The sequence below is a fragment of the Pandoraea sputorum genome, assembly GCF_000814845.2.
Taxonomy (GTDB): Bacteria; Pseudomonadota; Gammaproteobacteria; order Burkholderiales; family Burkholderiaceae; genus Pandoraea; species Pandoraea sputorum.
The window spans coordinates 3,772,160-3,793,746 of record NZ_CP010431.2 but is presented as its reverse complement, the minus strand read 5'-3'; the positions used below and the strand labels follow the sequence as shown (position 1 = coordinate 3,793,746).

General features: G+C 62.4%; 19 protein-coding genes. 13 read left to right on the top strand and 6 right to left on the bottom strand.

Features of this window, described 5'->3' with window-relative positions; all coding sequences use genetic code 11:
• Window positions 1-39 precede the first annotated feature (39 nt).
• Entirely contained in the window at window positions 40-180 is a 141-nt protein-coding gene (locus NA29_RS25825; RefSeq protein WP_157127416.1) for a hypothetical protein, read from the bottom strand.
• A gap of 174 nt (window positions 181-354) precedes the next feature.
• On the bottom strand, window positions 355-1,557 hold the full coding sequence (locus NA29_RS16735) for an ammonium transporter (RefSeq protein ID WP_039399709.1): 1,203 nt from the start codon (window positions 1,555-1,557) through the stop codon (window positions 355-357).
• Window positions 1,558-1,851: 294 nt separating this feature from the next.
• On the opposite strand from NA29_RS16735, the gene NA29_RS16730 reads away from it, so the two are divergent.
• From NA29_RS16730 to NA29_RS16695, 8 genes are all read left to right on the top strand, one after another.
• A complete protein-coding gene (locus tag NA29_RS16730) occupies window positions 1,852-2,151 on the top strand; it encodes an antibiotic biosynthesis monooxygenase family protein (protein ID WP_039399708.1) in 300 nt (99 codons plus the stop codon).
• Between the two features lie 175 nt (window positions 2,152-2,326).
• Complete coding sequence (locus tag NA29_RS16725) at window positions 2,327-3,058, top strand: FadR/GntR family transcriptional regulator (protein WP_039399707.1); 732 nt, start codon at window positions 2,327-2,329, stop codon at window positions 3,056-3,058.
• Between the two features lie 67 nt (window positions 3,059-3,125).
• Window positions 3,126-4,538, top strand: a complete 1,413-nt coding sequence (locus NA29_RS16720) for an FAD-binding oxidoreductase (protein ID WP_039399705.1) — start codon at window positions 3,126-3,128, stop codon at window positions 4,536-4,538.
• A gap of 63 nt (window positions 4,539-4,601) precedes the next feature.
• Complete coding sequence (locus NA29_RS16715; RefSeq protein WP_039399703.1) at window positions 4,602-5,492, top strand: amidohydrolase family protein; 891 nt, start codon at window positions 4,602-4,604, stop codon at window positions 5,490-5,492.
• A gap of 100 nt (window positions 5,493-5,592) precedes the next feature.
• Window positions 5,593-6,822 carry an MFS transporter gene (locus NA29_RS16710; protein WP_039399701.1) on the top strand — a complete coding sequence of 410 codons (1,230 nt, stop codon included), beginning with the start codon at window positions 5,593-5,595 and terminating at the stop codon, window positions 6,820-6,822.
• A gap of 134 nt (window positions 6,823-6,956) precedes the next feature.
• Window positions 6,957-7,706 carry an electron transfer flavoprotein subunit beta/FixA family protein gene (locus tag NA29_RS16705; protein ID WP_039399700.1) on the top strand — a complete coding sequence of 250 codons (750 nt, stop codon included), beginning with the start codon at window positions 6,957-6,959 and terminating at the stop codon, window positions 7,704-7,706.
• A 13-nt stretch (window positions 7,707-7,719) separates the two neighbouring features.
• Window positions 7,720-8,652 carry an electron transfer flavoprotein subunit alpha/FixB family protein gene (locus NA29_RS16700; RefSeq protein WP_039399699.1) on the top strand — a complete coding sequence of 311 codons (933 nt, stop codon included), beginning with the start codon at window positions 7,720-7,722 and terminating at the stop codon, window positions 8,650-8,652.
• Between the two features lie 105 nt (window positions 8,653-8,757).
• A complete protein-coding gene (locus NA29_RS16695; RefSeq protein ID WP_039399698.1) occupies window positions 8,758-9,864 on the top strand; it encodes an NAD(P)/FAD-dependent oxidoreductase in 1,107 nt (368 codons plus the stop codon).
• Between the two features lie 105 nt (window positions 9,865-9,969).
• Here NA29_RS16695 and NA29_RS26050 read toward each other — a convergent pair whose 3' ends face one another.
• Window positions 9,970-10,365: a transposase gene (locus tag NA29_RS26050; protein ID WP_039399697.1), complete on the bottom strand. Its 396-nt coding sequence runs from the start codon at window positions 10,363-10,365 to the stop codon at window positions 9,970-9,972.
• 769 nt (window positions 10,366-11,134) lie between these two features.
• Here NA29_RS26050 and NA29_RS16685 point away from each other — a divergent pair.
• The 3 genes from NA29_RS16685 (at window position 11,135) to NA29_RS16675 (ending at window position 15,026) form a co-directional block, all read left to right on the top strand.
• A complete protein-coding gene (locus NA29_RS16685; protein WP_039399695.1) occupies window positions 11,135-11,953 on the top strand; it encodes an IclR family transcriptional regulator in 819 nt (272 codons plus the stop codon).
• Between the two features lie 487 nt (window positions 11,954-12,440).
• Window positions 12,441-13,526, top strand: coding sequence for a porin (locus NA29_RS16680; RefSeq protein WP_039399694.1), 1,086 nt, complete (start codon window positions 12,441-12,443; stop codon window positions 13,524-13,526).
• A gap of 126 nt (window positions 13,527-13,652) precedes the next feature.
• Window positions 13,653-15,026 (top strand): MFS transporter, encoded by a 1,374-nt coding sequence (locus NA29_RS16675; RefSeq protein WP_052253003.1) that lies wholly within the window; start codon window positions 13,653-13,655, stop codon window positions 15,024-15,026.
• 84 nt (window positions 15,027-15,110) lie between these two features.
• Here NA29_RS16675 and NA29_RS16670 read toward each other — a convergent pair whose 3' ends face one another.
• From NA29_RS16670 to NA29_RS16660, 3 genes are all read right to left on the bottom strand, one after another.
• A complete protein-coding gene (locus NA29_RS16670; RefSeq protein WP_039399693.1) occupies window positions 15,111-16,121 on the bottom strand; it encodes an AraC family transcriptional regulator in 1,011 nt (336 codons plus the stop codon).
• A gap of 186 nt (window positions 16,122-16,307) precedes the next feature.
• Window positions 16,308-17,075, bottom strand: a complete 768-nt coding sequence (locus tag NA29_RS16665) for a 3-hydroxyacyl-CoA dehydrogenase (RefSeq protein WP_039399692.1) — start codon at window positions 17,073-17,075, stop codon at window positions 16,308-16,310.
• Window positions 17,076-17,105: 30 nt separating this feature from the next.
• On the bottom strand, window positions 17,106-18,767 hold the full coding sequence (locus NA29_RS16660; protein WP_039399690.1) for an acyl-CoA synthetase: 1,662 nt from the start codon (window positions 18,765-18,767) through the stop codon (window positions 17,106-17,108).
• 482 nt (window positions 18,768-19,249) lie between these two features.
• Here NA29_RS16660 and NA29_RS16655 point away from each other — a divergent pair, with 482 nt between their 5' ends.
• Together NA29_RS16655 and NA29_RS16650 are read left to right on the top strand one after the other, a co-directional pair.
• Window positions 19,250-20,383, top strand: coding sequence for an acyl-CoA dehydrogenase family protein (locus tag NA29_RS16655; protein ID WP_039399688.1), 1,134 nt, complete (start codon window positions 19,250-19,252; stop codon window positions 20,381-20,383).
• A 12-nt stretch (window positions 20,384-20,395) separates the two neighbouring features.
• A complete protein-coding gene (locus NA29_RS16650; RefSeq protein ID WP_039399686.1) occupies window positions 20,396-21,535 on the top strand; it encodes an enoyl-CoA hydratase/isomerase family protein in 1,140 nt (379 codons plus the stop codon).
• The last annotated feature ends 52 nt before the right edge of the window (window positions 21,536-21,587 follow it).

The following is a 21,587-nucleotide window of genomic DNA, read 5'->3' as shown; positions in this document are numbered from 1 at the left end:
GCGAGGTCGACCGGCAGCCCGGGTGAAGGCCTCAATCGCTCAGCCGTTAGCTGCCGACAACGGAAACGCGCGGGCCTGCTCCGGCGGCGTTTCCATCTCAGGCACTCGCAGCAGCGATTCCTGCGCCAGATCCTCCGCCTGAGGCCGGTTGCTGAGTTCTCCCGTCCGAGTGCGAAGCAACTCGTCTTAATAGGCGCCGATCCCGCGAGGGCGTGTCGAGCTTGCCGTCAACCGAGTGGCGCAAAGCGCCCGGAAAGACCGGCCCGGCGGGCAGCGCCATGAAGGAATGCATGGGACGCGACGGACCTCTTGGGGCGCCGCGTCGCGTACGGGGATTCGATCAAGCGTTACCGCCTACCAATTCGTTTCCCGCTCCGGTGTGGCCGTGATCTTGTGGATCGAGAGGTCCGCGCCGTAGTACTCCTGTTCGTCGTCGAGCCGCAAGCCTGAGACGCGTTTGATGACGCCATACACGAGGTAGCCACCGGCGAAGGCGATCGCTACACCCATCACCGTGCCGACCATCTGCGCGACGAAGCTCACACCGCCGAGTCCGCCGAGCGCCTTCTGTCCGAAGATGCCAGCCGCCAGTCCGCCCCAGATGCCGCACACGCCGTGCAGCGGCCACACGCCGAGTACGTCGTCGATACGCAGACGGTTCTGCGTCACCGTGAACAGCCACACGAACAGACCGCCCGCAACCGCGCCCACGACCAGCGCGCCGAGCGGGTGCATCACGTCCGACCCGGCACACACCGCAACGAGGCCCGCAAGCGGTCCATTGTGGATGAAGCCGGGGTCGTCGCGTCCCACCCACATGGCGACCAGTGTGCCGCCGACCATCGCCATGAGCGAGTTCACGGCAACGAGCCCCGAGATGCCACCGACGCGCTGCGCGCTCATCACGTTAAAGCCGAACCAGCCGACGATCAGAATCCATGCGCCGAGGGCGAGGAACGGAATCGACGACGGCGGATGCGCGGCCACCTGACCCTGACCGTTGTAGCGCCCGCGTCGCGCGCCCAGATGCAACACCGCCGCAAGACCAATCCATCCACCCACCGCATGCACGACCACCGAACCCGCGAAATCGTGGAAGGGTGCGCCGAGCGTCTGGGTGAGCCAGTCCTGAATGCCCAGATGCCCATTCCACGCGATGCCTTCGAAGAAGGGGTAGATCACGCCCACGAGGAAGAACGTGGCCACCGACTGCGGATGAAACTTGGCGCGCTCGGCAATACCGCCCGACACGATGGCCGGGATGGCCGCCGCGAACGTCAGCAGGAAGAAGAACTTGATCAGCGCGTAGCCGTTGTGCTCGGACAGCACCGTGGCGCTCGACCAGAAGTCGACCCCATAGGCGAGCGGATAACCGATGAAGAAATACGCGAGTCCCGAGACGGCAAAGTCCGTGAGGATCTTGACCAGGGCATTGACCTGATTCTTCTTGCGGACGGTGCCGAGCTCGAGAAACGCGAAACCGGCGTGCATGGCAAGCACCAGGATCGCGCCGAGCAGCAGGAACAGCACGTCGCCGGGTGTATTGGAATTGGGCATGAATGTGCTCTTTTGGTGCAAACGTGGGAAGAAATGAAGATACGCAAGAGCGATGCCAGAAATAACTAGTGCCTTGATATTTAGGCGAGTTTTATCTGGTGATGTGACATTCGGTGCTTCGGGGTGCACGGTCGTGGTGCCGCAAACCGACGTCGCGGGCGTTCTTCGTGCATGCGGACATGGCGGATTGTGGAAAAGCCGTGAAAGGCGAGGGGACGTCACACGCGATGCGTGTCACCGGCACGCGGTATAGAATCCATCAGCAAAACCACGGACCCATCTCTGAGGAACCCCATGATTTTTGAAATCGCCCAGATCGAAGTGAAGCCCGGCAAGGAAGCCGAGTTCGAACAAGGTGTCGCCAAGGCCGCGCCGCTGTTCAAGGGATCGAAAGGCTGCCACGGCATGCGTCTGCTCAAGTCCATCGAGCAACCGACGCATTACAGCCTCGTCGTGACCTGGGAAACGCTCGAAGACCATACCGTCCATTTCCGTAACTCGGAAGCTTTCCAGCAATGGCGCGCGCTTGTGAGCGATTGCTTCGCCGCGCCGCCGAACGTCGGCCACGTGACGGAAGCGCTGATCGGCTTCTAAGGCAGGACCGGTTCTGCGTCCGGTCCAATCGGGGCGCAGTCGACAAAGCGGTGATGGAGCCAGTCTCCATCACCGCTTTTTCTTTTTAGCGGGACGACTAGGGTTTACGCGATATGAGGCAATAAAAGTTTTCAGATAACATGCAAACCAGAAAAGCATCAGGCCACAGTAACGGATGACCACCAAGCCCAGAACCCTGACCGAGCAGGTCGCACAGCAATTACAGGAAGCGATCCGACAGGGCGTCTATCCCGTCGGCGCCCGGCTGCCGACCGGCAAGCAACTCTCCGAATCGTATGGCGTGAGTCCGGCGGTGATCCGCGAAGTGACGGAGCGTCTGCGTGCGCAGGGTTTGATCGACAGTCGTCAGGGTGCAGGCGTGACGGTGAAGGCGCGTACGCCGCAAAGCGGCTTTCAGGTGCCCGTCGGGCAGGATGCGGCCGATCTCGCGAGCGTCTACGAATTGCGTCTGGATCTGGAGAGCACGGCCGCCGCGCTCGCCGCCGTTCGGCATACCGACGAGGACCTCCGGCAACTCGAAGCGATTCTCGGCAACCTCGAAACGCATCTGTATCACCCGGAGAACGGCGTCGAGTTCGATACCGCGTTTCATGCCGCCATCGCGCGCGCGACGCACAACCGCTATTACGCCGACCTGTTGCAGTACCTGAATCTGCAGATCCGGCAGGTCGTGCAGGCCGCGCGCACGAACACGTTGCGCCACGAGGGCCTCGCGGCGCAGGTGCATCAAGAGCACGTCGCCGTGTTCGACGCCATCAAGGCGCGCGATCCGATGCGCGCGCGTGAGGCGTCGCTCTCGCATCTGTTGCGTGCTTCGGGGCGTCTTGGCCTGACGCTCCCCGGGCGCGACATCATTACCGGCGCGGTTGCGCCGAAGCGCCATTGATCTGCGAGCGGCCGAGCCATATCGTCAGATGCTATCCCCCACACCGTAACCCCCGACGCGTGACCTTATGACCATCACCGCTTTCGCTCAACGTCTGATCGACGCCGTCGGCGCCGACAGCGTTTTCACTTCTACTGAAGACGTCGCGCCGTGGCTCGCCGACTGGCGTGGCATGTATCGAGGGCACGCGCAGGCCGTCGTGCGTCCGCGCTCGACGCAGGATGTCGCCAAAATTCTGTCGCTGTGCCAGAGCACGGGTACCCCGGTCGTACCGCGCGGCGGCAACACCGGACTGTGTGGTGGCGCGACCCCGGACAAGTCCGAGCAAAACGTGGTGCTGAGTCTCGACCGCATGAACGCGGTGCGCAGCCTCGACACCATCGCCAATACGCTCGTGGCCGAAGCGGGGTGCATTCTCGAAGACCTGCAACGCACCGCGCGCGACGCGAATCGTCTGCTGCCGTTGAGTCTCGCGGCCGAAGGGTCGTGCCAGCTGGGCGGCAATCTCGCGACGAACGCCGGTGGCGTGAACGTGGTGCGCTATGGCATGACGCGCGATCTGGTGCTCGGTGTGGAAGCCGTGTTGCCGAACGGCGAGATCCTTCACGGTCTTCGTACGCTGCGTAAGGACAATACCGGTTACGACCTCAAGCAGTTGCTCATCGGCTCGGAAGGCACGCTCGGCGTGATTACGGCGGCGGCGCTGCGTCTGTACGCTCCCACGCCGGTGCGTCAGGTGGTCATCGCCGCCGTGACGTCGCCGCGTCAGGCGCTCGAACTTTACGAGCTGCTGTTCGCCGAATGCGGCCCTCGCATGCAGGCGTTCGAGTTCTTCACCGGCGAGTGCGTCGATCTGGTGATGGCGCATGTACCGGGTGTGCGAGCGCCGTTTGGTGAACGTCACCCGGGCTATGTGCTGGTCGAACTGGCCGACACGGCCGACGAACAGGCCCTCGGAGCATTGCTCGAACGGGTGATCGAGGCCGCTATCGAGCGCGATCTGTGTGCCGACGCCGTGGTGTCGTCCACGCTGGGCCAGGTCGAAGAGATGTGGAAGCTGCGCGAGGAAATCTCCGAGGCGCAACGTGCCGACGGCCCGCACCTGAAGCACGACGTCTCGCTGCCCATCGAATCGATTCCTGAGTTCATGACCAGCGCCGAGGCGCGGGTAAGACGTGTTTGTCCGCAAGTGCGTCCGTTCATCTTCGGCCATTTCGGCGACGGCAATCTGCACTACAACCTCTCGCGTCCGGCGGGCGAAGCGGCGGATTTCATGGCCAGGCACGGTGAGGCGATCACTGCCGAAGTGCTCGACGAAGTCGCGCGCTTCGGCGGCAGTATCAGCGCCGAGCACGGTATCGGACAGCTCAAGCGCGACTACTTCGCCAAGTACAAATCACCGCTCGAACTGCGCCTGATGCGTGAGATCAAGGCCGTGTTCGATCCGGCCGGCATCATGAATCCGGGCAAGCTGCTGTAAAGGTTTTCCGCATCGCGCACGCCGGACATCGGCGTCCGATGACGTTTTCCCTGAGGAGTCGACATGACCGCAACTTCCGCCGCCGGTGCGCCGCTGTGTCTGGGCCCGCTGCCGGAGATCGATCCGCCCACGTTCGAAGTGCCGTTTGGCGCTGTCGACACACACGCACACGTGGTCGCCGCAAGCGATGCGTACCCGATGGTGCCCGAGCGCAGCTACACGCCGCCGCCCGCGCCCGAGGACAAGTACCTCGCGATGCTCGATGCGACGGGTATGACCTATGGCGTGCTGGTGCAGATCAGCGTCTACGGCACCGACAACCGGTACATGCTCGAAACGCTGCGCCGTCATCCGGATCGCCTTCGCGGCATTGCGGTGGTGTCGCCGGACGTCACCGATGCAGAGCTGGAAGCGATGCACGCAGCGGGGGTGCGCGGACTGCGCATCAACGTACTGTTCGGGGGCGGCATCGGCTTCACGGCGATGGAAACGCTCGCGCATCGCATCAAGGATCTGGGCTGGCATATGCAGTTCCTGATGGACGTGAATGCGCTGCCTGAACTCATGCCGCGCATGACGTCGCTGCCAGTGCCCGGCATCGTGGATCACATGGGCCATACGCCCGTGGCGCAAGGGCTGAATTCGCCGGGATTCTCGGCGCTGCGTTCGCTGGTGCGCGACCACGGTTACTGGGTGAAGCTCTCGGGCGCGTACCGGATCAGCGAGCGTTTCCCGACGTTCGACGACGTGACGCCGTTCGCACAGGCACTCATCGACGATGCCCCCGATCGCATGGTGTGGGGCAGCGACTGGCCGCACGTGTCGCTCACGCGCATGCCGAACACCGGTGCGTTGCGTAATCTGCTGCCGCAGTGGGCGCCCGACGCCGAGACACGTCGGCGCATTCTGGTGGACAACCCGGCACGTCTGTACGGCTTTCCGAAAACGATCTGATTTTCGATTTGATTGCCGATTTGATTGCCTAGTTGATTGCATTAACCATTCCCGGCGCGCCTAGCGCTCATGCAGCCTAAGAGGTTCAGGAGGAGACAAGATGGATTGGTATCGCCAGATGAACAAGACCGAGCGGCACACGTTTATTGCCGCGTTCGGCGGGTGGGCGCTCGATGCGCTCGACTTCATGGTGTTCACCTTCGTGATCTCGACGCTGATCACCGTGTTCAGCATCGACAAGGGTCAGGCCGGCATGCTGGCGACCGTGACGCTGCTGTTCTCGGCGATTGGTGGCTGGCTTGCCGGGGTGCTGGCAGACCGTTACGGACGGGTGCGCATTCTGCAAGTGACGATTCTGTGGTTCTCCGTGTGCACGGTGCTGATCGGCTTCGCACAGAACTTCGAACAGATTTTCGTGCTGCGCGCGTTGCAGGGCCTGGGCTTCGGCGGTGAGTGGGCCGTGGGTTCGGTGCTCATGGGTGAGATCGTGCGCACCGAGTATCGCGGCCGCGCCGTGGGAACGGTGCAAAGCGGCTGGTCCATCGGCTGGGCGGTGGCGGCGCTTTGTTATACGGCGTCGTTCTCGTTTCTGCCGGAAGAGTATGCGTGGCGCGTGCTGTTCTGGATCGGTGTGATTCCGGCATTGTTCGTGCTTTTCATCCGGAAGAACGTGCCTGAGCCCGAACTGTTCCAGCGCACGCGCAAGCGCGAAGATGCCGCAGAAAAGCGCACGTCGGCGTGGGCGATCTTCTCGCCGGCACTGATCAAGACAACGGCACTCTCGGCGCTGCTGTGCACGGGCGTGCAGGGCGGGTACTATGCCGTGACGACGTGGTTGCCCACGTTCCTGAAGACGGAGCGCCACCTGTCGGTGATCGGCACGGGCGGCTATCTGCTGGTGATCATTCTCGGTTCGTTCATCGGCTATCTGACGGGGGCGTATCTGACCGACCGTCTGGGGCGTCGCGCGAACCTGCTGATTTTTGCCGTGCTCTCGGGCGTGAGCATTTACGTCTACACGCAGATTCAGTTGAGCAACGACCAGATGCTGATTCTCGGATTCCCGCTGGGATTTGCAGCGTCGGGCATTTTCAGCGGCATGGGCGCGTATCTGACGGAACTGTTTCCGTCGGCGGTGCGTGCGAATGCGCAGGGCTTCGCGTATAACTTCGGGCGCGGCATCGGGGCGCTGTTCCCGAGTCTGGTGGGCTATCTCGCCAAGACGAGCGGTCTTGGCTCGGCGATTGGGATGTTTGCCGGTGGCGCGTACCTCGTCGTGCTGATCACCGCGTTCATGTTGCCTGAGACGAAAGGGCGCGAGATCGAGTAAGTTCGCGAGTCAGTTAGCAGCGCAGTTGGCAGCTCAGTTGGCAGAATTCGCAAGACAGTTTTCGTATGTTCGAGGACGGCCGTTGCCGTGGTATCGGCAGGCCGTCCGGTTTTTTTGATTCAAGGGAGTTCCGCATGAAGATCCTGGTACCGGTCAAACGGGTAGTGGATTACAACGTAAAGGTTCGCGTGAAGAGCGACGGCAGTGGCGTCGACATTGCGAACGTGAAGATGTCGATGAATCCGTTCGACGAAATCGCAGTGGAAGAGGCGGTGCGTCTGAAGGAAGCGGGCGTGGCGACGGAAGTGATCGCGGTGTCGGCGGGCGTGGCCCAGTCGCAGGAGACGCTGCGCACGGCGCTGGCGATCGGTGCGGATCGCGCGATCCTGATCGAGTCTGACGAAGAGTTGCAGCCGCTGGCTGTGGCCAAGCTGCTCAAGGCGCTGGTGGACAAGGAGCAACCGCAACTGGTGATCCTCGGCAAGCAAGCGATCGACGACGATTCCAACCAAACGGGTCAGATGCTCGCGGCACTCGCCAAGTTGCCGCAGGCGACGTTCGCCTCGAAGGTGTCGGTGGCGGATAACCGTGCACAAGTGACGCGCGAAGTGGACGGGGGTCTTGAGACCGTGTCGCTGTCGCTGCCGGCGGTGATCACGACGGACCTGCGCCTGAACGAGCCGCGTTACGTGACGCTGCCCAACATCATGAAGGCGAAGAAGAAGCCGCTGGAGACCGTGAAGCCTGCGGATCTGGGCGTGGATGTGAGCCCGCGTCTGAAGACGCTGAAGGTGGCGGAGCCGCCCAAGCGCAGCGCAGGGGTGAAGGTGGCGGACGTGGCAGCGCTCGTCGACAAGCTCAAGACCGAAGCCAAGGTTATCTAAGGGAGACGACGAGATGAGCATTCTGGTCATTGCAGAACACGACAACCAAACCATCAAATCGGCCACCCTCAATACAGTGACGGCAGCGCTGCAATGCGGCGACGACGTGCACGTGCTGGTCGCAGGCAGCAACGCGAAGGCAGCGGCTGACGCGGCTGCGCAGATCGCTGGCGTGAAGAAGGTGCTGCTCGCCGACGCGGCGTACTTCGGCGACGGTCTGGCTGAGAACATCGCCGACGAAGTGGTGTCGATTGCGGGCAACTACTCGCACATCCTGGCCCCGGCCACGGCGTACGGCAAGAACATCGCCCCGCGCGTCGCGGCGTTGCTCGACGTGGCGCAGATTTCGGACATCACGAAGGTCGACAGCGCGGACACGTTCGAGCGCCCGATCTACGCAGGTAATGCGATTGCGACGGTGCAAAGCGCCGATAAGGTGAAGGTGATCACGGTGCGCTCGACGGGCTTCGACCCGGCGGCGGCGACCGGTGGCAGCGCCGCAGTGGAAAGCGTGGCAGCCACGCCGGACGCCGGTGTGTCGCAGTTTGTGGGCCGTGAAGTGACGAAGCTGGACCGTCCGGAACTGACCTCGGCGAAGATCATCGTCTCGGGTGGTCGGGGCCTGGGTAGCGGCGAGAACTACACGAAGGTGCTGGAGCCGCTGGCGGACAAGCTGGGTGCAGCGCTGGGCGCATCGCGCGCAGCGGTCGATGCCGGTTACGTGCCGAACGACTATCAGGTCGGTCAGACGGGCAAGATCGTCGCGCCCCAGCTGTATGTGGCTGTGGGTATCTCGGGTGCGATCCAGCACTTGGCGGGCATGAAGGATTCGAAGGTGATCGTGGCGATCAACAAGGATCCGGAAGCACCGATCTTCTCGGTGGCGGACTACGGTCTGGTGGGCGACCTGTTCACCGTCGTGCCGGAACTGACGGCCGCGCTGTAACGCGTTCGGCTGCGGGAATCGATCCCGCAGCCGATTCGGATGAAGACGTGTGCAAGTACGTCTTCATCCGAATCGGAAATCTCGAACGGCAAACAGGGAACAGCGATGGACAAAGTCGATTGCGTCGTGATCGGCGCGGGCGTGGTGGGACTGGCCGTCGCGCGAACGATGGCCATGGCCGGACGCGAAGTCGTCGTGCTGGAGTCCGAGCGCGCCATCGGCACCGGCACGAGTTCGCGTAACAGCGAAGTCATCCACGGCGGCATCTACTATCCGCCCGGGTCGCGCAAGGCGACGCTGTGTGTCGAAGGCAAACACCGTCTGTACGAATTTTGCGCCTCGCACGGCGTGGAGCATCGTCGCTGCGGCAAACTGATCGTCGCGACGACTGACCATCAGGTCGCTGAGCTCGAAGCGATCGCTGCCAACGCCCGCGCGAGCGGGGTCGACGATCTTCAGTGGCTAAGCGCGGCGGAAGTAGCGCAACGAGAGCCGGCGCTGCACACGTTTGGTGCATTGCTCTCACCGTCGACGGGCATCGTCGACAGTCATGGGCTCATGCTCGCTTTACAGGGCGACGCGGAGAACGCGGGGGCGATGCTGGCTTTCGAGGCGCGCGTGACAGGCGCGCGCGTGGGGCGTGCCGAGGGCATCGAACTCGATGTCGAGACCGAAGGCGTCACGTCGACATTGCTTGCCAACACGGTCGTCAATAGCGCGGGCCTGCACGCTGTCGATATCGCTCGCCGCTTCGACGGGCTGGCGTCGGAACACATTCCGCAGCGGTACTACGCGAAGGGCAGCTACTTCACCTGTGCGCAGCGTGCGCCGTTCACCCATCTGATTTATCCGGTACCCGAGCCGGGCGGACTAGGCGTTCACCTGACGCTCGACCTCGGCGGTCAGGCGCGTTTCGGCCCGAACGTGCAGTGGGTGGACGAGATCGATTACACGGTGAATCCGTCCGATGGCGATGGCTTCTACGCGGCAGTGCGACGTTATTGGCCGACGCTGGCGGATGGCGCGTTACAACCGGGCTATGCGGGAATTCGACCGAAGATCAGCGGACCGGGCGAGCCGGCAGCGGACTTCAGGATCGATGGGCCTGCGGTGCATGGCGTGGCGGGACTCGTCAATCTGTTCGGCATCGAATCGCCGGGCCTGACGGCGTCGCTGGCGATTGCCGAAGCAGTGCGCGCCGCGCTTTCCTGACGGGAGACGTCAGGCGAAAAAGTCGGCTGAAAAAGTCAGGCGGCAAATCGCGAGATGGACCGCCCGGTCACATCTCGCCGCCCCATCAGCGCCACTCGACATCCATTACCGCACGGCGACCGGCGGCTTCCACGAAGCGGGGTTCGTCCAGAACACGCCACGTAGGCGATCGGTGTCGCCGCACGGCGTGCTGCGAGCAGGTTTGCTGATCTGGCCTGCACAGGCGCTGATATCGCGGCCCGATTGTTGCAGGCGTTTCAGAATCGTATCGAGCATGCCCGATTCGCGCCATTCGTTCAGTTTGCGACGGCAGGTCGGCACGGAGGGGTACTGCATGGGCAGCTTGGACCAGCTCTCGCCAGTGAACAGCACCCACAAGACAGCATTGGTCAGCGTGCGCTGCTCGACTTGAGGGCGGCCGCGTCGTTCCGTACGGACCGGTCGGTCGCAAATCAGATCACGCAGGGCGTGCCATTCAACGTCGCTCAGTTCATTAAACATAACACCTCGACCCAAAACAAACGGAGGCGCCGCAGGGGGCGAGTCCGGGTTTCGCGATCTGGTACGAACCGGTGCAGTTTGGTGCGTACTTATCGTCAAAACTCGGCCAAGGCGGCGTCGATCCCCGATGCTGGAAATACAAGCAACAAGCATGCCAGGACATCGGGTTCTCTTTTGAAGAACGCCGCGGGCGGGTCGAACCACACTGCGAAGGGAGCGTTTGACCAGCAAAAAAACGCCCACTTGGCAGGTGGGCGCAGCTCCTGGGTGGCTATTGGGATAGGCAATCGCAAAAGCGTCAGGAGAAAAGGAATACGTGCCTTTTGGCCAGTCCGGATCGTTTATTGTTCTCGGCTCGGGCCACGGTGTCTCGCTCCACATGCGCCAGCTTGTCAAGCTTGCAGCCGCAATCATGACAAAAACCGCGAGTCGACGCGCTTCGGAATTACCCCCATTGCGGTGCATGCCGTCGGACGAGGGTGTCTGACCCCAAATCGGCCGAAAGCCCGCCCCGCTTGCCCTGGATGAGTGCCAGCCTGCGCTTGCATAGGGCATGGTGTCTCGAGAACGGGCGCAACCAAGCGCAACCGTCGCGATGCCATCGGCGCAACTCCGTCTCGCACAGTGAGAAAGTGGCCCGGTCGACTCATGGTCTTCCGTCATGGTCGGGTGGCCGGACCGTAGCCTATAATGTGCGCCTTCCATGAATATCGTCTATCGGCTGCGCGGAACCGCCGCACACCGGTCGGCGCCATTGTGCGCAAACGGCATGAGCAACGACAGCGATAACAAATATTCGGTCCCGGGCCTGGAGCGCGGTCTGCGGATCCTCATGACTTTTTCGGCGCGCGAGCCGGTGCTGGCAGGGGCGGACCTTGCCCGCCGGCTGGACATTCCTCGCTCGACGGTGTTCCGTCTGTTGCAGACGCTGGAAGCCGAAGGCTTTATCGAGAAGGCGGGCGACGACCGTCATTACCGGCTCGGTGTGGCAGTGCTGCGCCTCGGGTTTGAGTATCTGAACTCGCTGGAGCTGACGGATCTCGGGACACCGGTTATCGAGAAGCTGCGCGACGCAACGGGCTTCTCCAGTCACATCCTGATTCTCGATCAGCGCGACGCAGTGTTCGTTGCGAAGGCGGCCAGCCGCGAACTGGTGTTCGGTACGGTGCGCGTCGGTACGCGTCTGCCCGCTCACGCGACCGCCGTCGGGCACATTCTGCTCGGCGACTATTCGTTGCCGTCGCTCAAGCAGCTCTATCCCGAACGCAAGCTCGAAGCTTATACGGCGCATACGCCCACTACGGTCGAAGCGCTCCACCGCGTGGTGCAGGAAGACATCGCTCGCGGCTACAGCATGAGCCAAGCCTTCTTCGAACAGAACATTTCGACGATCGCCGCGCCGGTGCGTAATCATCGCGGGCAAATCGCCGCCGTTATCAGCGTGACTATCCCGCAGGCACGTGTCGAAGCCGACTTGCTCGAGAACGGCATCGTCGAGAAGGTGGTTTCCGCTGCCGATGAACTCTCGCATAAGCTGAATTACCGTTCGGAACGTTCCGGCGTTGTGCCTCTGAGCGGGCATCCGTGATTTAACGTCGACCGTTACCACCCCCCGCGGTCCCAAATCCTCGCCGCTCTATATACCCTCCGGGCAGCGCCAATCACCGGCCCCCTGACTCCGTTCCACTACCTTTAAGTCACTGCGTCAGGGGGCCGGCGATCGCCGCCACTCCTGCGCCCCCCACTTTTCTCCGCCCCACCTCGTTGCGCACTTTGTTGCGCTCGTCTCGCCTTCTGCCGATCGGCCACGCCTAAACGGCCCCAGTCGTGCCATTCCCCTATTTTTTCCCGCAGACGCGCGTCACCTTTGTCATTAGCATTTGCACAACATCAATAAATGCTTACTTATTTTCTGCTTGTCTCACAGTAACCACTTCGACATAATTGTCTCACCTATTAATCATTGTTTCATAGGTAAGACAATTTTGGTGCGGCGGTCGGGACGTTGGGAATGACGTCGAGCGTGCTGGCAAAGGGCGTCAACAGCCCCGGGCATCAGAGGCAAACAGGAGTGGATGGTGAAGAGACGCAGTATCGGCGCAGCCTGCCTTTTGGCATGCGTTGGCGCGGCACATGCCGCTGGCAATTCGTTGCAGATTTACGGGACGGTCGACGACGGCCTCACTTATGTGAGCAATCAGGGCGGCGGACGTCTGTTCAAAATGGACGCCGGTATCGGTCAACCCGACCGTTTCGGCATTAAAGGACGTGAGGATCTCGGGGGCGGTCTCGCCGCTGTCTTCCAACTCGAACAGGGCTTCAATACAAGCTCCGGTGCGCTGATCAATAGCGGCGTCGAGTGGAATCGTCAGGCATGGGTCGGACTCGCCAGCGATCGTTTCGGTACGGTATCGATCGGGCACCAGACAGACTTCATGCAAGACGTCTCGATCCGCTTCTCGAACGGCTTCTGGCAGCACAATCTGTACGCCTATCACCCCGGCAACCTCGACAATCTGGCGAATTCATCACAGATCGATAACGCCGTGAAGTGGAACAGCACGAGCTTCCACGGACTGACGGGCGGTCTGATGTATGGCTTCGCTGGCGGCAACGCCCAGGGACGCACGGCCGGTGCCTACGTGAAGTACGACAACGGCGCGCTGTCGATGGCTGCAACTTACGTCAGCATCAACAAGCGGACGTTCGATTTCTCGTCACGTCTCGGCATTTCGTCGATCTTCGGTCAGTCGGCCCTCTCCGCCACGAAGTTGTTCCAGTCGGACGCCGTGAACAACACCGGTATCGGCGCTTCGTACCGCATTTCGTCGCGCTGGAACGTGCACGCCCTCTACACGCGCAGCGAAGTTCGCGCGCCGGGCGGCTCGGGCAACATGTTCAACTACGACGTGGGCACGGAATACCGCGTCACGGAAGCGAACGCGCTGACGCTGGGTTATTCGTACTCGTCGTTCAACCACACGCACTACAACCAGATCGAAGCGGGCGACCTGTATTCGTTCTCGAAGCGTACGCAGTTGCAGGCGCAAGTGACGTACATCGGCGCGACGGGGAATAACCACGCCGCGTCGTATCCGATCGGCGCATCGAGCAATCACGATCAGATGCTGGTGCGCGTCGGGATGTATCACAGCTTCTGAGGAAGCGTCTAAGTCTCGGTATCGTCGGCGTCGAATTCGTTCGATACCGACGATGTTGGTGATTGCAGGGTTTTCTGCGGCGTCCGTATAACGTTGCCGCCTATTTCGAGATTCGCGAGATTCAACATGTCAGGTTCTCTGCCCCCCGCATCCTCCCAGCGCCCCTCGCGCGTGCGCTACTGGATGCTCTTTCTGGTCTTCGTCGGCACGGTCATTAATTACGTCGACCGCGCCAATCTGTCGGTCGCCGCCCCAATGCTCAAGCAGGAGTTTGGTCTCGGACCGGTCGAACTCGGCTTCATTTTTTCGGCGTACGCATGGACGTATGTGATCGCCAACATTCCCGGCGGTTGGGTCATCGACCGTTTCGGCACACGTGCGATCTACGGCGTGGCCATTCTCAGTTGGTCGGTGCTGACGTTCATGCAAGGTTTCACGTCGCGCTTCGCCACGCTCTTCGGTATGCGTCTGGGCGTGGGCATTGCCGAAGCGCCGACGTTTCCGGTGAACAATCGCGTGGTCTCGATCTGGTTCGCACAACGTGAACGAGGTGTGGCCACGAGCGTCTACCTCGTCGGGCAGTACATCGGCATGGCGGCCCTCACCCCGGTGCTGTTCTGGATTGCTCATACGTGGGGCTGGCGCGAGATATTCTATGCGACTGGGCTGCTGGGCATTGTGTGGGCTGGTGTCTGGTTCGTCGGATATCGCGATCCGGACAAGTGCTCGTGGGTCAACGCCGCAGAACTCGAACATATTCGTAGCGGTGGGGCGCTGGTCGAAGTGAAATCGGCGGAACCTGCAACGGCGCAGAAATTCCCGTGGCGCAAGCTGATGGCGCTGTTTCGCAATCGCCAGATCATCGCGATCTGCGTGGGCAAGTTCGCGTCGCTCTCGTCGCTGTACTTCTTCCTGACGTGGTTCCCGACGTACCTGATTACCGAACGTCACATGACGGTGCTCAAGGCGGGCGGCATGACGTCGGTGCCGTTCGTGGCGGCGTCCATCGGTGTGGTGTGCGGTGGTCTGCTCTCGGACTGGCTGCTGCGTCGAGGCGTGGCGGTCGGCACGGCGCGAAAGACGCCCATCGTCACCGGTCTGCTGCTGGTGCCGACGATGTCGCTCACGGTTCTCACGGACGCCAACTGGCTCGTCATCGCCATCATGTCGTTCGCGTTCTTCGCGCAGGGCGTGGCGTCGGCGTCGTGGTCGCTCGTAGCAGACATCGCTCCGAAGGGCATGGTCGGCATCACGGGTGGTGCGGTGAACTTCGCCGGTAACCTCTCGGGCATCATCACGCCCATCGCAATTGGCTTCATCGTCAAAGCGACGGGCTCGTTCGGCTGGGCACTCGGCCTCATCAGCATCTTCGCCATCGCTGGCGTGCTGTGCTACCTGCTGCTGCTCGGCGAAGTCAAACGCATCGAACTGGACGACGATGACGATGACGGCAAGGAGGGGCAAAGTGCTGCGGTGACCGGGAAGGCCCGCACGGCCTGAGATCGCTACCGTCGTCCACCTGGCGGATGACGGACAGCACCGCCTGATGGGGTAGCGAACCGGGATCGAACGGTTTAGGCCACGTCAGGCTTCCACCGCCTGACGCCGGTAATCTCCCGGACGCGCGCCGGTCCATTTCCGGAATGCCCGGAAGAATGCGCTGGGATCGGCGAAGCCCAATGACAGCGCAATCTCCAGCATCGGCTTGGACGTGTGGCAAAGCGCGTGAATCGCAAGATCGCGTCGCAGCTGATCCTTGATCGACTGGTACGACTGCCCCTCGTCTTCCAACCGTCGGCGCAACGTCGACGGCGTTGTATGAAACTCGCCAGCCAACGCTTCGAACGCCGGCCAGCTATCCGTCGGCATGGCTTTCAGTCGCCGCCGGACCCGCGCCACCATCCCCTTGGTGTTCTTGTACTTGAGGATGATGTTGCCCGGCGCGGCCCTCAGAAAATCCTTCACCGTGACTTCGTTTTGCACGACCGGCAAGTCCAGACAGACAGCGTCGAATTCGATCGCGGTATGCGGAGCACCGAAAACCAGCCGCGCCGAATACATGGTTCGGTACTCATCGCTGTAGACCGGTTCGTCAAAGGCGAAGTACGCCGTTCCCAACGTTACGCGCCGCGCGATCAGCCAGCAGGTGAGTGCGTAGAAGAGGATCAGCAGCGTCTCGTGTCCGAAGATGCGCGGCGCTTTCGCATCCGGCCGCTCATGGACTTCGAGCCGGGCAAGGGCGCCGTCGCGCACCAGATGCATTTCGAGATCGTCGAGCAACAGCCCCATGAAGCGGCAGGCACGCTGCAACGCCTGCTCCAGCGTGTGGCAGGCGACGACGCTGTGACACAGCATCGCAAAACTGCCGACCTTCATGCGCCGCGAATCCTGTCCGAAGAACTCGTCGTCCAGTGCGAGACTGATCAGCCGCCACAGATGCGCGTATCGATCCGCCGAGACACGCCCCTGTGGATGCGCGAGCAACGACGGGGCGATGTCTGCGGCCCGCAGCAACGCCATCGGATCGCCGCCGAGTCGTTCGACGTGCGCCAATGCGTTGATCACAAAATGAATCGAAATGCTGCCTTTTTCCATGCGTCGCGAATCGGTGCCGGCGGAATGCCGTAGCAGGGGGACGCAGGAATTCTAGCAGTGCGGCCCCTGTCGGCGCTTCCGTCGCCGTCCGAAACGCTGATCGGAGTATTCCGAAATCGTAGATTTGGCGTGGCGGGTGGACTTAGCTTTTCGATGGCGGAGTGAGACGTCGAGACTCCCTTCGGCTTACTTCGGTGCCATGCGCAATGCGCCGTCAAGACGAATGACCTCACCGTTGATCATCGTGTTCTCAACGATGTGTCGCACCAGTGCGGCGTACTCCGATGGACGTCCCAGGCGCGGCGGAAAAGGTACCGACGCACCGAGCGCAGCCTGCACCTCGGGCGTCATGCCAGCCATCATCGGCGTTTCGAAAATCCCCGGCGCGACGGTCACGACACGTACGCCCAGTCGCGCCAGCTCACGCGCGGCGGGCAAGGTCAGCGCGGCAACCCCTCCCTTGGACGCCGCATATGCCGCCTGACCGATCTGCCCGTCGAACGCTGCGACCGATGCCGTGTTCACGACGACGCCGCGTTCGCCTTCGGTATCCGCTTCGCTCTCGGCCATCGTCGCAGCCGCAATACGCAGCACATTGAATGTGCCGATCAGGTTCACATTGATGACGCGCGCGAAGCTCTCGAGCCGGTGCGGCCCCTGCTTGCCGAGAATGCGCTCGCCAATGACCATGCCCGCGCAGTTGACCACACCGTTGAGCGTGCCGAAGGCACTTTTCGCCGTGTCGACGAGGCGCTGCACATCGTCTTCGCGCGTGATGTCGGTCGTGACGAAGCGCGCGGCCTCGCCGAGCGCTTCGGCCTGCTTGGCGCCGGCTTCGGCGTTGATGTCGCCGAGCACGACTTTGGCGCCTGCGTCGACGAACATGCGGGCGGTTGCTGCACCGAGCCCCGACGATGCGCCGGTGACGAGAAAGACACGATCCTTGATTTGCATAGCAAATTCCGAATAAGTAAGAGGTGGCGTTCAGGCCACATTGGCCGACGCTTGCGCGGCTTTAGCGATTTCCTGATTGCGCAAAATGAAGCGCTGAAGCTTGCCGCTCGGCGTCTTGGGCAGTTCGGTCACGAATTCGACTTCGCGCGGGTACGCGTGCGTCGACAGCCGGTGGCGAACGTGCTCCTGCAATTCGCGGGCGAGGGCGTCCGACGGCGCGAACTGGGCGTGCAGCACGACGAATGCCTTGACCAGCTCCGTGCGCTCGGGGTCCGGCTTGCCGACTACGGCCGTTTCGACCACAGCCGGATGTTCGATCAGCGCGCTTTCCACGTCGAACGGACCGATGCGATAGCCCGCCGAGGTGATGACGTCGTCGTTACGTCCGACGAAGCTGATGCTGCCGTCGGCGTTGCGCTCGACGGTGTCGCCGGAAAGGTAGTAATCGCCCATGAACGCTGGCGTCTCCCGCTCCCAGTAGCCGCCGAACCACATCAGCGGCGATTGCTTGCGGTCCAGAGCGAGCACGCCCGGCTGGCCGACGGGGCACTCCCGACCTTCGTCGTCCAGTACTACAACACGATGCCCCGGTGAGGCAAAGCCCGCTGTACCTGCTTGCACCGGGTGCGCGAGTGCGTGATGGTTGCAGACCACCATGCCCAGTTCCGTCTGGCCGTAATGATCATGAATGGTCACACCGAGATGCTCGGCGAACCAACGAATGACTTCCGGGTTCAGCGGCTCACCGGCGCTCGACACGGCGCGCAGTCGGCCTTTGACCGGAGCCGCGGCCTTCTCGCCACCGGCGATGAGCAGACGGAACGCTGTCGGTGACCCCGCAAGGTTGGTGACACCGAGTTTGTTGATGATCCGGTACGTGCTCTCTACGGTGAATGGCCCATCGTAGAACGTCGTGGGAATCCCCATCGCGAGCGGTCCCGTGACAGCGTAATACAGCCCGTACGCCCATCCCGGGTCCGCAATGTTCCAGAAGGTGTCGGTCGGACGTAGATCGACGGCGTCACGCATATAGCCCATGAACGCCATGATCGCGCGCAGCGGCACCATCACCGGCTTGGCCGCGCCCGTCGTGCCCGAGGTGAACATCATCATGAACGGATCGTCGCCCCGGCGCATGACCGGTTCGAACACCTCGTCGTGGTGCTCCACCTCGTGCCAGAAACTGAAGTCGCCACGTCGTACACCCTGACCGCGAGGGCCGCCGACCGTTGCGACCGGCGGGCAGTTGGCGACTTCGTCGAGCTTCGCCCGGTTGGTCGCGTCGGTAATGACGAGCTTACTTTGCGCGCTCTGCAGACGGTGTTCGATCGCCTTCGGCCCGAACGCCGTGAAGAGCGGCTGATACACCGCGCCTGCGCGCCACGTGCCGAGAATTGTGACGAGTAATTCCGGCGTGCGAGGCAGCAGGCCGCTAACGCGGTCGCCAGGCTGCACACCCTGTTCGCGCAGGAAGTTGGCGAAGCGCGCCGACAGGGTTTGCAGCAACTTGAACGTCCAGGTCTGGCTCGTGCCGTCCTTGCCTTCCCAGAACAAGGCGATGCGCCCGGGAAGGGCGTGACGGTCGCAACATTCGACACAGGCATTCATCGCGTCGAGGTTGCCGTCCAGCGTGGCGCGCACGGTGGCGTCGAGGTCGAACGCCTCATAGGCTTGAGCGTAATCCGCAGTCATGGGTTGTCTCCTGAAGTCCGATGCCGGTCGGCAAGCGCGCATACGATGCAGTGACCTCTAAGCGCTTCGCCGACCGCCCGCGGCACCGTCTGTTCTCGGGGGCGACGCTCGCGGGCAAGGGGAAATTCATCGTAATGGGTGGCGTCGGCGGCAGGCAATGTCCAATCGGGTCAGAGTTCGTGAGGGATTTATCCACTCCGCAAACAGGGGATATCGCCTCGCGTCAGGCGTACCCTGGTCGTTGTCCGACAGGGCTTGCGGCGAATCCTTGCGGCCATGAGGGTTTGTCCTGAGCCCAATACAGACGATTCCGATGGCAATTCCGCTCATCCAATTTGCCGTTTTTGGCTATGGTGCCAACGGGGCGCGATCCCTACACTGGACCTATTGACAGGCGAAAGACCTCGACGATTCTTAAACGCGATTTTCACCGGTTACGTTCCGATAACGTTCCGATAACGTCACGGCGCAGGAGACAGAGCATGGATTTCTATACCGAAGATCAACGCATGATTCGCGATATGGCGCGTGCGTTTTCCAGTGAGCAACTTGCGCCGAATGCAGCCCAATGGGACCGGGAATGTGCGTTACCCGACGCGATGGTTGCGCAGATGGGCGAGCTTGGCCTGCTCGGCATGATGGTGCCGGAGCAGTACGGCGGGTCGTACACCGATTACACGGCGTACGCGCTGGCGATGGAGGAAATTGCGGCGGGTTGCGCTTCCACGGCCACAATGATGTCCGTGCACAACTCGGTCGGCTGTGCGCCGATCCTGAAGTTCGGTAACGACGCCCAGCGCGAGCGCTGGCTGCCGGATCTGGCAGCAGGCCGCAAGATCGGGGCGTTCTGTCTCACCGAGCCGCAAGCCGGGTCGGACGCGAGCAATCTGAAGACGCGTGCCGAGCGTCGGGGCGACAAGTGGGTGCTCAACGGCAACAAGCAGTTCGTGACGAACGGCAAGCGCGCGGCAGTGGCCATCGTGTTCGCGGTCACCGATCCGGCGGCGGGTAAGCGTGGCATCTCGGCCTTCATCGTGCCGACCGATACGAAGGGATTCGAGGTCGGGCGTCCCGAGCACAAGCTGGGCATTCGCGCGTCGGACACCTGCCCGATCACGCTGGTCGACTGCGAGGTCGGCGAGGACGCCATGCTGGGCGAGCCGGGGCAGGGGCTGAAGATCGCGTTGTCAAACCTTGAGGGCGGGCGCATTGGGATCGCGGCGCTGGCGCTGGGCGTGGCGCGCGCCGCGTTCGAGGCGGCGCTGCAATATGCGAACGAGCGTCAGCAATTTGGCAAGCCGATTCGCGAGCATCAGAGTATTGCCAACATGCTGGCCGACATGACGACACGCATCAACGCGGCGCGCTTCCTGATCCTGCACGCTGCGGCCCTGCGCACTCAGGGCTTGCCCTGCCTGACGGAGGCGTCGCAGGCAAAGCTCTTCGCATCGGAACTGGCTGAGTGGGTGTGCACGCATGCCATTCAGATTCACGGCGGCTATGGGTATCTGGAGGATTATCCGGTCGAGCGCTTCTATCGCGATGCCCGCATCACGCAAATCTACGAAGGCACCAGCGAAGTTCAGCGGCAGGTGATCGCCCGCGCACTGGATTGAGGAGGAGGGCAAGTGAATCTGCACGATGGCGCTGTCGAGGCGCAAGACGAAGTGTTGTTCGACGTGATCAACGGGTTCGGTGTGATCACGCTCAACCGGCCGAAGGCGCTGAACGCCATCACCCACGGTATGGTGGGCGCCATGTGGCGACAGCTGATGGCGTGGAAAGACGACACCACGGTGCGTGCGGTGCTGATCGAAGGGGCGGGGGAGAAGGCGTTCTGCGCTGGCGGCGATGTCCGCGCGCTATACGACAGCCGGGTGAGCAATGCTGACGCGCATCAGGCGTTCTTCGTCGACGAGTACCAGCTCGACTATCTGATTCACCGATATCCGAAGCCATATATCGCCTTGCTCGACGGCATCGTCATGGGCGGTGGCATGGGAGTCGCGCAGGGGGCGGCGCTGCGCATTGTGACCGACAGAACAAAGCTCGCGATGCCGGAGACGGCCATCGGGTTGTTCCCGGACGTCGGCGCGAGTTGGTTCCTCGGGCATCTCGCGCCGACGCTTGCGCGCTATCTCGGCCTGACCGGTGCGACCATTGCGGCGGCCGATACGCTCTACTGTGGACTCGCCGATGTCTGGCTCGAAGGCGATGCCCTGGCGCAACTGCGCGAGGTGCTGCTGAAGTTCGAATGGGCCAAGGACGACCCGAACGCCTCAGATTCCGGCAACGACGCGTTACTCGCGCGTCTGCGCGCCGCCATTTTGCCGCTGGGGCGTACGTCGTCTGACGCCGCGTCGCTTGCTGGCGCGAGAGCGGCGCTCGACAGGCATTTCAGTGCCCTTGACGTGCCGGGCATCGTGGCGTCGCTCACGGCCGACACCGACAACCCTTGGTCGGCGGAGACACTGGCGTTGCTTCGCCAACGCTCGCCGCTCAGTCTGTGCGTCACCGACCGCCAATTGCAGAAGGGACGACGTCTCGATCTGGCTGACGCATTCCGGACGGAACTGGTGCTCGGCTATCACGCATTCGCGTCCGGCGATTTCGTCGAGGGCGTCCGTGCGCTGTTGATCGACAAGGACAAGCAACCCCGTTGGCGCTTCGCCACATTGGACGACGTGCCGACGACCGAGGTGGATGCCTTCTTCGTTTCACCGTGGCCGGACGGGCAGCATCCACTGAATGCGTTAGGCAGGGATTGAACTCGGGCAAACGCATGCGACAATGCCGGTTTTGCGGGGGACCGCACAATCC

Coding starts and splice junctions, on each gene's coding strand:
- NA29_RS16735 (WP_039399709.1), bottom strand. CDS start 1,557: ATGCCCAATTCCAATACACCCGGCGACGTGCTGTTCCTGCTGCTCGGC.
- NA29_RS16730 (WP_039399708.1), top strand. CDS start 1,852: ATGATTTTTGAAATCGCCCAGATCGAAGTGAAGCCCGGCAAGGAAGCC.
- NA29_RS16725 (WP_039399707.1), top strand. CDS start 2,327: ATGACCACCAAGCCCAGAACCCTGACCGAGCAGGTCGCACAGCAATTA.
- NA29_RS16720 (WP_039399705.1), top strand. CDS start 3,126: ATGACCATCACCGCTTTCGCTCAACGTCTGATCGACGCCGTCGGCGCC.
- NA29_RS16715 (WP_039399703.1), top strand. CDS start 4,602: ATGACCGCAACTTCCGCCGCCGGTGCGCCGCTGTGTCTGGGCCCGCTG.
- NA29_RS16710 (WP_039399701.1), top strand. CDS start 5,593: ATGGATTGGTATCGCCAGATGAACAAGACCGAGCGGCACACGTTTATT.
- NA29_RS16705 (WP_039399700.1), top strand. CDS start 6,957: ATGAAGATCCTGGTACCGGTCAAACGGGTAGTGGATTACAACGTAAAG.
- NA29_RS16700 (WP_039399699.1), top strand. CDS start 7,720: ATGAGCATTCTGGTCATTGCAGAACACGACAACCAAACCATCAAATCG.
- NA29_RS16695 (WP_039399698.1), top strand. CDS start 8,758: ATGGACAAAGTCGATTGCGTCGTGATCGGCGCGGGCGTGGTGGGACTG.
- NA29_RS26050 (WP_039399697.1), bottom strand. CDS start 10,365: ATGTTTAATGAACTGAGCGACGTTGAATGGCACGCCCTGCGTGATCTG.
- NA29_RS16685 (WP_039399695.1), top strand. CDS start 11,135: ATGAGCAACGACAGCGATAACAAATATTCGGTCCCGGGCCTGGAGCGC.
- NA29_RS16680 (WP_039399694.1), top strand. CDS start 12,441: ATGGTGAAGAGACGCAGTATCGGCGCAGCCTGCCTTTTGGCATGCGTT.
- NA29_RS16675 (WP_052253003.1), top strand. CDS start 13,653: ATGTCAGGTTCTCTGCCCCCCGCATCCTCCCAGCGCCCCTCGCGCGTG.
- NA29_RS16670 (WP_039399693.1), bottom strand. CDS start 16,121: ATGGAAAAAGGCAGCATTTCGATTCATTTTGTGATCAACGCATTGGCG.
- NA29_RS16665 (WP_039399692.1), bottom strand. CDS start 17,075: ATGCAAATCAAGGATCGTGTCTTTCTCGTCACCGGCGCATCGTCGGGG.
- NA29_RS16660 (WP_039399690.1), bottom strand. CDS start 18,767: ATGACTGCGGATTACGCTCAAGCCTATGAGGCGTTCGACCTCGACGCC.
- NA29_RS16655 (WP_039399688.1), top strand. CDS start 19,250: ATGGATTTCTATACCGAAGATCAACGCATGATTCGCGATATGGCGCGT.